Genomic DNA, 12616 nt, shown 5'->3' with positions numbered 1-12616 from the left:
CGAACGCTTCTACAATCCCACGCGCAGGCACTCGACCTTGGGCTATCTCAGCCCCATGGACTTCGAGAAGCAGGCTCATGTAGCCTAACTTGGTGTCCATGGGACCGGCAGCAGCTCACATCGCCGATCACTCAGCCTTGTCCGGAATCTATCAGACCGCAGCCAAATGGCGAGCCGACACCCTGGTGGCCTTGCTGAAGTGGCGACCCGGTGACCCGCTTGACAACCTCCGTGGCGAATATGTCGGCCTCCTTGCTGATGAACTCCAGGACGATTCCCCGCTCGATGCAGAGTCGCTGATCCTCAACTGGGCTAAAGTGCTCTGTGAAGGACTGAACGCTCTTCACGTCCAGAACTGGGTGCATGGGGATGTCAGCCTCTCCAACATCCTCGTCGATGGCCGGGCCGCATGCCTGATCGATTTCGATCTCGCTCGACCCGTCGGGGAGGTGATCAATAGCCCTGGAACGACACTCTATGCCTCACCCGAGCGGCGGGCGCTGCGGCCCGCGACGCCGGCAGACGACGTCTTTGCCTTGGCGGCAAGCCTGTACCATGCGCTGACAGACCAGCATCCATTTCTCTTTGAGGGGATCCGTCGCGATGGGGCCGGAGTGGCTTGGTCACAAGAGGATCGCTCCCGATTCCCGTTGTTCGCACAGTTCGCCGACCGGGCCTGCGATCCCGACCCATCTCGCCGTTTTACCGGAGCCGGCCAGGCCTTGGATGCCTTGCGGCAGCTCGATCGCGCTTCTGCTGGAACGGTGAATGCACCCATAGCATCGACTGAACCCGAACCTCTTCGTCCAATGGTCGTACCTCGCGTCACCGAGATTCTCAGATCCTATCCGGGCTCCCGTTTTGGGAACGCCGAAACGCGTGGTCTAGATTCTTCATTTGCAGCAGACACTTATGTCGAAACCGGGCTTGACCGGATGCTTGGCCCCGCCATTCTGGCTGGCGATCTTGCTCTGGTAATCCTGTGCGGAAATGCCGGTGACGGAAAGACCGCACTTCTGCAGCGCTTGGCATCACAGCTGGGCATCGACGACCTCCGTTCGGAGCGTCGCGTGCACGATGCGTTGATTGGCGGCCTGAAAATCAAGATCAACCTCGATGGTGCCGCATCCTGGAATGGCCGCTCTGCCGACGAATTGCTCGACGAGATTTTTGAGCCCTTCCACGAAAAAGCACCGACGAATCGTATTCATCTTGTCGCTGTCAACGATGGCCGCCTGATGGAATGGATTGAATCCTACGAGCAAAGAAACGGCCAGAGCCGGCTTACACAGCAACTTGCCGACGCGCTTGGGCGTGAAGGCGAGGGGCTTGATGCCCATGTTCGATTGATCGAGCTCAACTTCCGGTCGCTGGTCGGCGGAATTGAGGACGGGCTCGATCAGGTATCCACGCAATTCGTGGATCAAATGATCGCCAAGTTGGTCGGCGGATCGAACGCACCGGAAATCTGGGAGGCGTGCAACCGCTGCACAGCTCAGTCACGCTGCTCCATGCAAGCCTCTGCTGCGATGATGGGCGCCAGCCGTGACCCCAGCACTTTGGCACGCGGAACCCTGTTGCGGACGCGCCTGACGGATGCCCTGCAGGCAGTCCATCAGCGCAATGAGGTCCACATTACTGCCCGAGAGCTCAAGGCGGCGCTGAGCTATATCCTGTTCGGAATTTACGCCTGTGATGACCTGCATGAAGACGTTTCGATCGGAAAGCACGAATCAGCTGACTATTGTTTCGACCCATCAGCACCGCGACGGCAAGGAGAGTTGTTGCGGGAACTCACGCGGCTTGATCCGGCGCTCGATGCCAATGCCCGTATAGACCGCTACTTGCTGAGTCCGGCCGCGCCCGATCCCGCACACGGAGCCCCTCGTTTTCCCGAGGCGCCTCTCCGAAGCGCACGACGCAGAGCTTATTTCTTCTGGAACGCAGATCAGATTTCAAAGGTTGGCCGGAGCATCGATGCGCTTGGCCTCCATGGCGGACGCCATCTAGCTGATTTCAGGGATTTCCCTCTACTGTCCGATGAACACAAAACCCAGATACGAGATGAGCTTTGCCGCGGTCTTTCTCGGCTCGAAGCACTACCCGACATTGCCTTCCGGGATCGTGAGTTTGTTCCCGTTCGTATCGTCCCACGAACCCCGACCGAAAGTTCCTTCTGGGTCGCGAAGCCCCTTGCTCGGTTCACGCTGGCGGCCGAAGAATTTGCGCGCGCGCCAGGCCTCGAGACGCTTCATCGCCATCTCGTGCTAAGTTACCGGCTATCAAATGATCGTGTCGAGCGCCTCATCGTACCGCTCGACCTCTTCACACTGCTGCGGGAACTCGCGGAAGGCGTCCAGATCCTCGATGCTTTTTCGGACGATGTTTTCGCCAACCTCGCGATTTTCACTCAGCGGCTGGCCCAGGAAGATGAACGGGGAATGCGGGCATGGAATCCAGCAGATGAAGAGCGTGTCTACACGGTTGGCATCGACATGAACTCTACTGGTCAGATCATCACGCTTGAGCGTGCTGAAATGAGGGTCTGAACCATGGCGAGTGAAGCCCGGAAAACGGTCGAAAACGCCCTTGGCAATCACATGACGGCCAAGATCTGGACCGGCAACTATGCACCGGTCTTCCCTTTCACGCCCCAGGATTTTGCGATCGGGGCGCTGATGCCGATGATCCTGTATTTGTTTCGTTGGGGGCATCGGCGCGGTAGGGGCAAATTCAACAGCTCATTCGGGCCTGATGGCGGCAAGCCGACGATCCGGAGCGTGGCTGACGTTCTTGCCCAGAGCGAGGTCCTCGCTGGCTTCGATACCGAAACCGGTCGAACGATCCTCGGCGACCTGCTTTTGACCGCGATCCTCGAAAACAGACGACATGCAGAAGGGCATGATGAGCAGGTCCAACGCTGCTTCGCGCCGCATTATATGGCTTCGTGGATTGACCTCCCGGTGGATGCTGCCAACCTGCGTGGCGTCCCCGAAATGATCGTTGCGCTGGTTGCCGATCAACCCAAAGGCGCCAACCTCGAACTTGACGCCCGCGGTGGCCGCTATCCTGTTGGCGCCCGGATAGAGGATAATGAGTTCGTCGCCGCCTTTGCGCCAGGGGTATCGGTCGACGGCGATCTTAGGACCAACTTGCGATCCGACAAATTCAGTGAAGACACGACCGTCGGCCTAGACCAGTTACTGACTGTACGGATGGCGCAACTTTGCGGCGAGGCCCCAAGCAAGGCCGTGGGGAAGGGGCAGCCCGGTCCGATCCCCAATCAGCGTCCGATCGCGAGCAAGGCGGCTGCCCAGTTCCGTAAAGATCTCCTCGTTTTCTTTGAGAGTTACGGACGCGACGGCACGATTCCTCGCTTATCGCTCCTCCCAATGCTCGAAAGCGCCATCGCCGTTGGGCTTTCCACGATCATTCTCTCGACTGTTCGCATACTCGAGCATTGGCTCACCGAAGGTGAAGTGCCGGAGCAGAATGAGCAGCAGCCATGGGAGCGGTTCGTCGATTGCTCGGGCTCGGCTGATCCGCAATTGCGAGACGCATCGGAACAATCGGGCGATCTCGCCCGGCGTCAGTTGCAGCGCTTGTCGACGATACTCATGTATTTGCGCCTACTGGACTTTTTTGTCAGCACGGAGTCGGATCTCGCATCACAGAAGAACGGTCTGCCGCCCAAAGAGCCCGATGCTACCGAATGGCTCAATCTACTCGGATCACTGGCTCGCGGTGCCCATGACGAATCACGCGATGCCGAGAAATTCTTTCGCAATTCCGCCCGCAAACTGGTGCAGGCGTCTGATCCTGAGCAGCCAACAGATCTACGTCTCGACATCCTTCAGAACGAAACGGACGGACGCAAGCACGGGGTTCGGCTTGCTGAAGCGCTGACGCTCGCACTGGAACAATCTTCCAAGAGCCGAATCCAAGAGAGCTTTCATGCGGCTCTCATGACCGATGAACCTCACGGCCTGGCCCGTCGCCGCCGTATTACCTTGCGCAAGGCACTGCCCAGCGGTCGAAAGACGATGGACGCAATCTCTTTCGTCCTTTCCAACACGGCACTCGAGTATCTGGTGCACCGTCATCTGAGAAGGGACGGAAAGGGCAACAAGCCAAAAGACCTCTCCTTTCCAGAGTTCCTGCAACTTTTGCGCGAGCGCTACGGATTCTACATCGATCAGCCGCCCCCAAATATGGCGGTCCCCAACGAACTCCTTCAGCGAAACCGCCGAGTGCTGGAGCGTCGGCTGCGCGATCTTGGCCTGCTCGTGGGCGTCAATGACGCCGAACGCATGAAGAAGCTGCGCACCCGCTACATCCCAAACGATGACATGGGCGAATCCCAAGAGGCAGTCGCCATATGATCACAGACGTTCACGCGGGCCATATCGCGACAGCGCTCGCGCAGATTCTTGGCGCGCCCGTGTCAGGTGAAATCGCGTTCCTTCGATGCCTCTCCTCCGAGCTTGTCGACGCATTGGTCGCTCCCCCGGGACTGATAGTTGACGGCTGGACAGTTCGGGCGGTGGTTGATGCGGCGGGTGAAAATCGGATTACGGCCGATGGGGCCGTCGAATTGCGCGAGAACAAGGCCGACCCTATTCTGTTCATAATCGACCCTCTTCGGGCCGGGGCAGGTCTGGATGGCATCTACAGTGCGGCGCGAGAGATCGGCGAAGCAGAGCTTTTCAGAGGCGCACAGGAGCGTGCACGCCGCCCGCTTCGGGGAAAGGGCGTTTTTCTCAGGGCTGCGCAACGTAGAGCCGAGCGTCTCGGGCGCCGGCACCTTTTAACGCCATTCCAGATTTTCGATTTTCTTGTGACCGCCGAGTCGGTGGGCGCTGGGGCAGCGGTGGCACGGCTTGGCCTCTGGCCAATCGCCATTGAAGGAGTTCCGGACGAGAACGACCTCGACCTGAGCGGAGCCCTCGCCGAGCGGCTGCTCTATGCACATGATGACCGTTCTATTGGTGATCGCGTCCGCGGCCTGCTGCTAGCGAATGACCCGGATGGCGACCAGGCTGCAGCGCTCGAATCATTTCTGCGAGATTCTGCTGGCCGCGGCCCTCTGCAAATTCTGAATTGTCTCAATGGCAGGCCAGACCTCTGGCTTCGCGCGATCGATCCTCAGTTTACCGGTGCAGATGTACGTGCGCTCCGTCTGTCGTCGTGGCGGACCGGCGCGGGGAAATTGGTGGGCTGGTCAGGCCTGAGGCCCACCGAGGAAACGGGAGACGAGCGCCCCCGCCTGGTCCTGGATCGCGCTGCGGCGACGAAGGATCAAGGCCGACTTGAAGTTCGCTGGGCTACAGAACCAGATGACTTGCCGCGCGGCGCGGTCGATTATCGCGTAGCCATTATGGCGGGCGAGGAAGAACTGGCTGAACAAACGGTCTCACACAAGGAGGTGAATCCTCAGCGGGCCGTGTTCTCCATCGAATACTTTGATCATCTGGGCTCGGATGCCAAGTTCGAAGCATCTGTGCATATAAGTGCCATTGGAGCCACGGACGTTCCGGCCGTGCAGAGCGAAGAGTTTGTCCTTGAGTTTGGTGAGGCTGAAGGCAAATCCACGGCAGTTTCTGGCAAAGTCGAACGAAGCCTGATCGACGGCGCCATCGCGATTTTGAACCGAGCTGCTTTCGATGAAGCTGCGGACGTCAACCAACCTGCGTCGCGTGCCACGGAGGACAAGAAAGGGTTTATCAGTTGGAGCCTTCCGGGTGGTCGAAGCGCGCGGGTCCTACGCCCTACGCTCATACGGCAAGCCGAAGATGATTGGCAGCGTCTTGGCGGGCCGCCAGGACGATGGATATTGAAGGTCCGCTCCGATGGATCTCCCGTCGGCGAACTCGCCTTCGAGGCGCTGTCGCCCGGTTCACTACCCTCCAATGTCTGGGACCGAGTGGTCGATAGCTGCCGAAAATTGGCTTCGGAGCTTGGACCGCTTGGCTTGCTGGCTCGAATTCAGGCGAGCCGGTGGCCTGCTGGCGAGGCATATACGAATGCGTGGGCTGCGGCGCTTGAGGCAGGGCCACCCGCTCTTTGTCTTCACGGAACCATTGAAGTGCGGTCACTATCTGGCCGGACATGGGGTCTCATCGCGACGCCGCTGCATCCGCTCCGCATGCTGTGGCACGCTGCATACGATCAGCTTCTCGTTCATGCCCGCTACGAGCAGGGTATGACAGCGTCGTCCGTGCGCGCTGCGGTAAAGGATCTCGACGGTTCGAATTTTCCGGCAGTGCTTCCTGGAACGCCAAATATGCCGGGCTTTGTTTTTGCAGACATGCTGGGATTCCATGCCGTCGCTCTCACCGTGGACGGCGATCCGGAACCGAAGGCTGCAATTTCCTTGCTCTCGACCTGCCTCGGCGGTGGTACCCAGGAAATCGCTCCATCCATCGGCATAGAGAGCGCGGCCGTTCTGGCGAGAGAGATTCAGCACTATCTGGATTGCCACCATCGTGGCAGCGGCCTTGCCGGTGTCGGCCTCGACATGCTCCATATCCAGGCATGGCGACCTGGTGACGGAGCCACAGTTGCGCGCGCGCTCGGCGAGACGTTAAGGGCGGTTACGCCAGCAGCCGACGATGACGAAGAGCGAGAATCGGAACTCTGCTTCAAGCTGGACCTCATCCATCCCGAAGAGACCTCCTCCATATCTGGTAAATTCCTCAATGCAGTTGGACGCCGCCGCCGCACCGGCGGCGGCATCGTCAGCGCCGAGGATCGCTGGATGACGGAGACGGCGCGGCGGCCCGGAGAGATCGTCGCGCCGCGACTACGCTGGGCGAAGCGATCCGAGTCAGATGTACCGCGGACGAGTCATCTTGCTCTCGCATTCGACAGCTTCGAGACTCGGCTGACGATTCGCAAAGCCGAAGAGTTGGGAGATAGCCGGCCGCTCCACGCTTTCGGACTCAGCCGGGCATTGGAGCGCCGTGTGACCTTCGGCGAGGATACGGAATGGATCGTCTATGCCCCGCCGAAAACAGAAGGCGAAAAGGCACCTGAAAACCGAACCGGAATCGATCGCTTGCTCCGCATGGACGCCGCCATTGCCCGCGCGACGTCTCGATTCCTTGGTGGAGCAGCCGACGACTGGCCTGTTCTCAGGACGCGCCTTCCGCTGGCGGACCGTGGCCGCATCGACCTCATGCATGAACATAGCGACTGGGTAGTGACCGTCGATCGGAACGCATGTGTGGAATATTTTGATGCGCCAGTGGCGTTGCCCGACATCTATGAGCGGTTCGTTATCGACGCGATTCCTGAGCGTTCGGATCTCGGTGCCCTTCAGCTGGTCACCACGACGAGCAATCTGGAAGAAGTTCGTGCCCTCGTCGATGAAGCCCTCGGCGATATGGGGCTCAGCGGAAGCGAGCGGAACAGCCGCTTCCTGCTGCTGCACCTGAAGGCATTGTCAGGCAGGCTAGCGATAAGGCTCGCAAATCCAAGCTCTCGAACTGGTGAGATGATCTCCCTTGCCCTAATGCAAGCGCACTGTGCCCTTGCGGAGGATAGCAGCGGCCCATGGCTGGATCTGGGCCGAGGCTTCTTCGTGCCAGTGGACGAGATACTCGACGTGGCACCGGTGACTGGAAGCGAGGATGATGGCGAAGGCGGCCGCCGAGCCGACTTCATTCATGTTCAAACCACCGGACGCGGGGCGATCGAATTCCGCTTTGTTGAGGTCAAGCACCGGCTGCATCTGCGCACAGCGCGTCAACCGGAACTGTTCCAAGGGATGCTTGCCCAGACAGGTGACCTACGACGGCGGTGGTCAGCTTACTTTTTCTCCAAGGACCTGCATCCGCTTGAGCGTTCGCTTCGTCGCTCTCAGCTCGCACGAATCCTGCGCTTCTACCTTGAACGTGCCGCGCGCCATCGTCTCCAGCCAGCCGCAAAGACGCGGCTTCTGCGGGAGATCGATCAGATTTTGCTCAACGCGGACTATCTGCCGACCGAGATCGAACAACCCGACATCGGTTACGTCTTTTGTCCCGAGCATCGCACCGGTGCGCCGGAACGCATCCAGGCGGCGGATGCCGAAGAAGCCAGGTTGTGGCTCTTTGGGCCGTCATTGCTGCCCGACGATCCGGGGACTCTCCCCTCGCCGCACGACCAAGGCCCGCCAGAACCGCTGGAAATGCCAGTGCCAATACTGCTCCCAAACGAGGGTGTAACGAGCAGCAATTCCGACCTCGCGCAGGATGAGCCCCCGGCCGCAGCTGCGTCCTTTAGCTCTGAACCGGTGGATGGCTCGTCTGCCGGCGATCAGTCAGCGCGACCGGTGGATCCCACCGAGATCAACCTTGGTACGACGGCTGGTGGCCATGATGACGTGAACTGGCGACTGTCGATACGGGCCAATCCGCATTTGATGCTCGTCGGTCTTCCGGGAATGGGCAAAACAACCTGTCTGATCAACATATGCCGCCAGCTCAGTCGAGCTGGGATCTGCCCGATCATATTCTCCTATCATGACGACATAGACGCCAAGCTCGCGGATGAACTTGGACCGCTGAATTTCGTCGACTATGATGGACTGGGCTTCAATCCGCTTCGGATCGACTCATCCCAGCCGACCGCGCATGTCGATGTTGCCGGGACCTTGCGCGACGTTTTCGGGGCGATCTTTCCCGACCTCGGGGATATCCAGCTCGAGGAGCTGAGACAGGCCCTGAAGCAAAGCTATGACGATGCTGGATGGGCAGATCCTTCTCCATCCGGACGTCGGACACCCAGCTTTCGCGCATTTTACGATATTCTCTGCGGGAAACCGAAGCCCAACGCCGGACTTCTCGCCCGATTGCGAGAATTGTCCGATTACGGATTCTTCGATGGCGTTGGAGAGAAACCCAGCCTGCTCGATGAGACGCGTCCCACGATCATCCGAATCCACGGGACAACGAATGGGATGCTACAGAACGCTTTCTCATCCTTCATCCTCTACAGTCTCTACAAGGATATGTTCAGGCGAGGAGTGCAGATGGGGCTGACGCACGCCATCATCTTCGACGAAGCCCATAGGGCCGCCCGTTTGAAGCTGATTCCGCAATTTGCGAAGGAGTGCCGGAAGTACGGCCTGTCGTTGATATTAGCCTCGCAGGAAGCGAAAGACTTCAACTCGTCACTCTTCTCAGCCGTTGGCAGCTACCTCACGATGCGTGTGACAGAGGCTGATGCCCGCACGCTGGCCCGAATGACGGGTGCTTCGGCAGACGAGAAGCAAACGGCTGACCGGCTCAAATCGCTTGAGCGGTATAACGCTCTGTTCTTCGGGGAGGGACATCACAAACCAATCCGCGTACATCTGGCGGAGTGAGAGCAGGAACGATGGAAACAGAACAGCCCGCACTGCCCACGCGCGATCACCGCATCGCACTCCTGATCGACGCCGACAACGTCTCCCACTCAAAAATCGCGGCTATACTCGCTGAGCTGTCAAAGTACGGAATAGCCAATATCCGGCGAGCCTATGGTGACTGGGCGAGTAGCGGATTGAAGGGCTGGAAGGAGAAGCTACACGAGTTCGCGATCCGCCCAATACAGCAATTCAGCTATTCCGCCGGCAAAAACGCGACCGACATTGCGCTCGTCATTGATGCGATGGAGTTACTATACACGCAGAAGTTAGACGCCTTCTGTATCGCGTTGAGCGATGCCGATTTCACGCCTCTCGTGATGCAGCTTCGAGCCAACGGGCAAAACGTCTACGGCTTCGGCGAGCGAAAGACGCCCGATCCTTTCGTCAACGCCTGTACAACCTTTCTCTATCTCGACGGCATCGACACCGCAGTAGCCTCGCCACCCGTTGCCGAATCGGCTGGAAAGGCGAAAGCCAAGGGAAAGCCCACCAGCAAGGCGGAGGGAAAGGTGGCTCGCGTTACGGCCGCAAGCCCCGCGAAGCCGCTCGCGCAGGACGCCGCTCTTGTAACGATCCTGCGCGGTGCCGTCGAAGCAGCGGCACGAGAAGATGGCTGGGCGTCTATGTCCGCGGCAGGCAGCGCCGCCAAGCGCCAGGCGCCGATCGATCCTCGCAACTACGGGGTCAAGAATTTTCCAGCCCTGTTCGAGGCGACGGGCTTGTTTGAAATATTTAAGGCGGATGGTGGACAGAGCTACGTCGCTGACAAGCGCAATCGGGACCATACACCTCGTCCCGCCCGGTGAAGACCAGAAGTCCCGTTTTCAGCCACGCAAAATGCGTGTCGAATGACCGGGACGTCGGCGGAACCTATCGACAAGAAGCGGCCCGTAGCAACCCGAGAACAGATCGCCCCATCAGGAAATTGACGGCCCACTCCGACCCCGCCCGATCGACCAGCTGATGCCGTCGCCGCGCATCAATCCCGAGACCGCTTTGCCGACCTGCCGCTCCAGTACCGGACGCCACGGCACGAGCGTGAAATCCCGGGTGCGCTCGATCACTGCAAAGCGCCCGCTGACGAGGTCGACCGAACGGCGGTAGACGCCCTCGATCCGGGCGCCCTCGGCAGCCTCCCGGAATGGCAAATTCACCTCGTCGGCGAGCTGGCCCGCAACCCGGAGCAGCTCGCGCCGCTGGAGCGCCGCGATCATGCCGTTCGGAAACGTCGTGCTGCCCGCTGTTTCCTCGGCAAATCCCTGCGCCACCAGCCACTGTCGCCGACGCGCTTGGGCGTCGCGCAGATCATGGCCGAACCCGGCATCGCGGGTGGGTACGGGTGCGCCCGAAACAATCTCGCGATCGATCCAGGTCGCAGCGTCAGCATTGATCAGCCGATCGAGCGGCTGCGGCGACAGTATGGTGATCGCAACGGGACGGTCCTGCAGCCTCGCAGCCTCATAGGCTGTCACGCGATCGAGATGGTCCGGCGCGATGATCCAGCGGCCCGACGGTTCGCGTTCGACGATGCCGGATGTGCGTCGCATCGCCTCGAGCCGCCGGACATGGGTTTCGGCGAAGGCCTGGGTGGCGGTCGGATCGTGGCGAAGATGGGCGTCCGCATCGTAGCGTCCGCCATTGGCGGCGGCGACTGCGGCGATGGTCCGATCGACCTCCCGCACGGTCGGGCTAACCGGATCGATCTGCACGATCGAACCACGCGGCAGGCTCGCATCGGTTTCCGTGCTTTTGCCGATCGTCACATAATGGCTGCGCCCATCCACGCCGTCGACGATCAGGTAATAGCGATCGGCGTGCTCGTCGGCGAGCCCGCGCGCCAACACGCGGCCGACCAGCGGGCGGGCATCGGGCGCGGCCGGATCGTAGATCGTCTGGTCGACCTGCGCCCGGGCGATCGCGGCGCGCGAAAATTCGCGCTGCATCGTGCGGATGATGTCGCCACGTTCGCCCAATGCGCGAAGTGTATCGGCAAGGACGGGCGCGAGCCGGAAGCGGCCGGCGCCGAGGGGCTCGGCCAAGCCCAGGCGTGACAGCTTCGCCAACCGGCCGGCGCGCAGTGTCTGGTCGAAGGCGTCGCGACCTTTGGTTGCCACCACTAGCTCGGCGTCCGCTCGCTTGAGCAACTCCCGATCGATCGAGGTCAGGCGCTCCTGCTCGACTTCGGCGCGCAGCGTCTGCGCGATTTCGCGGTGGGTACGCGGGCCAAGATCGAGATCGATCAGCTCGGCGGCGCGCTCGCGGATGCCGGTCGTCATATAGTCGCGGGCGATGACGAGATCGGCGCCCCGATCATCCCTCCCGCGCACGACAATATGAGAGTGCGGATGGCCGGTGTTGAAATGGTCGACCGCGACCCAATCGAGCTTCGTCCCCAAGTCCTGTTCCATCCGTTCCATCAACCGCCGTGTGAGCGGTTTCAGATCGTCATACTGATCGCCGTCCTCGGGAGAGACGATGAAGCGGAATTGATGGCGATCGCCAGCCCCGCGTTCGCCGAACGCCTTGCCGTCGACAGCGTCCGCATCGCGCCCGTAGAGCGTGCCGCGTTCGCCCGCGCGCGTGGTCCCGTCGCGCTGGAGATAGCGCAGGTGTGCGGCGGCGGCCGACGCGCCCTTGCCGGCGAGCTTGACGATGCTTGCCTTGACGATGACACGGCGACCGTTCAACGCCGCATGACCGCCGCGGCTAGCGAGCAGCCGCCCGACACCCGCGCCGCGCCCGATCCGCGTGCCCGAGAACGCCCCTCGCGCGACGCCCAAGGCGGCCGCGCCGCCGCGCGCAAGATTGGCGGCGGCGAGGACACGGCCGAGATAGCGCCGGGCGCGCTTGCCGCCCTGCTGACGCTGACGCCCGAGGCGCGGTTCAAAGCTGTCGTCGTCGGCCATTATCGTGATTCCGGGGGCGTGGAGGGGCCAGCATGCCGCGCAGCCCGTGATATGAAAACCGGTGCCGCCAAACACGGCGGAATGCCGTCCTTTCGGCGTGGAACGGCACTGGTGCACAGAGGACAGTGCCAGTCATGGGTCCAAAAAACGATGTGCAGACAAAGGCTTATGGAACACCAGTGCCATAGCTTTATCTTGCCTTCTTAATTGGGCTCTTCCTGTTCGCCGTCTCTACCATCGTCGTTCTCCTACCATATTTGCGAAGCGCGCCACAGCCGCCCGCGCTGCTGGTCCCTGTCGGCATTCGAGGTCTGGTACG

At 60.8% G+C, this 12616-nt stretch carries 6 protein-coding genes; 5 read left to right on the top strand and 1 reads right to left on the bottom strand.

Annotated features, from left to right (window positions below):
* The 5 genes from ACP7BY_RS20700 to ACP7BY_RS20680 all read left to right on the top strand — a co-directional run.
* Positions 1-88: IS3 family transposase (locus ACP7BY_RS20700; RefSeq protein ID WP_426288173.1), on the top strand; the 88-nt coding region annotated here is incomplete at its 5' end.
* 49 nt (positions 89-137) lie between these two features.
* The gene (locus tag ACP7BY_RS20695) at positions 138-2549 is read left to right on the top strand and encodes a protein kinase domain-containing protein (RefSeq protein ID WP_426288348.1); all 2412 of its coding nucleotides are present in this window, start codon (positions 138-140) and stop codon (positions 2547-2549) included.
* A gap of 3 nt (positions 2550-2552) precedes the next feature.
* Positions 2553-4382 (top strand): hypothetical protein, encoded by a 1830-nt coding sequence (locus ACP7BY_RS20690; protein ID WP_212742099.1) that lies wholly within the window; start codon positions 2553-2555, stop codon positions 4380-4382.
* A complete protein-coding gene (locus tag ACP7BY_RS20685) occupies positions 4379-9349 on the top strand; it encodes an ATP-binding protein (protein WP_212742100.1) in 4971 nt (1656 codons plus the stop codon). The genes ACP7BY_RS20690 and ACP7BY_RS20685 overlap by 4 nt, the downstream gene beginning before the upstream one ends.
* Positions 9350-9360: 11 nt before the next feature.
* A complete protein-coding gene (locus ACP7BY_RS20680; protein WP_033967280.1) occupies positions 9361-10197 on the top strand; it encodes an NYN domain-containing protein in 837 nt (278 codons plus the stop codon).
* 111 nt (positions 10198-10308) lie between these two features.
* On the opposite strand, the gene rlxS is transcribed toward ACP7BY_RS20680, so the two are convergent.
* The gene (gene rlxS, locus ACP7BY_RS20675; protein ID WP_137903331.1) at positions 10309-12297 is read right to left on the bottom strand and encodes a relaxase/mobilization nuclease RlxS; all 1989 of its coding nucleotides are present in this window, start codon (positions 12295-12297) and stop codon (positions 10309-10311) included.
* Positions 12298-12616: the final 319 nt, after the last annotated feature.

This window comes from Sphingomonas sp. PSPC2-2, from assembly GCF_049897725.1.
Lineage (GTDB): Bacteria > Pseudomonadota > Alphaproteobacteria > Sphingomonadales > Sphingomonadaceae > Sphingomonas.
Note: the sequence above shows the minus strand (reverse complement) of the source record. Positions and strands in the feature narration are given on the sequence as shown.

Bases quoted from the DNA above. Each gene is read 5' to 3' on its own strand.
- ACP7BY_RS20690 (WP_212742099.1), top strand. From the start codon at position 2,553: ATGGCGAGTGAAGCCCGGAAAACGGTCGAAAACGCCCTTGGCAATCAC.
- ACP7BY_RS20685 (WP_212742100.1), top strand. From the start codon at position 4,379: ATGATCACAGACGTTCACGCGGGCCATATCGCGACAGCGCTCGCGCAG.
- ACP7BY_RS20680 (WP_033967280.1), top strand. From the start codon at position 9,361: ATGGAAACAGAACAGCCCGCACTGCCCACGCGCGATCACCGCATCGCA.
- rlxS (WP_137903331.1), bottom strand. From the start codon at position 12,297: ATGGCCGACGACGACAGCTTTGAACCGCGCCTCGGGCGTCAGCGTCAG.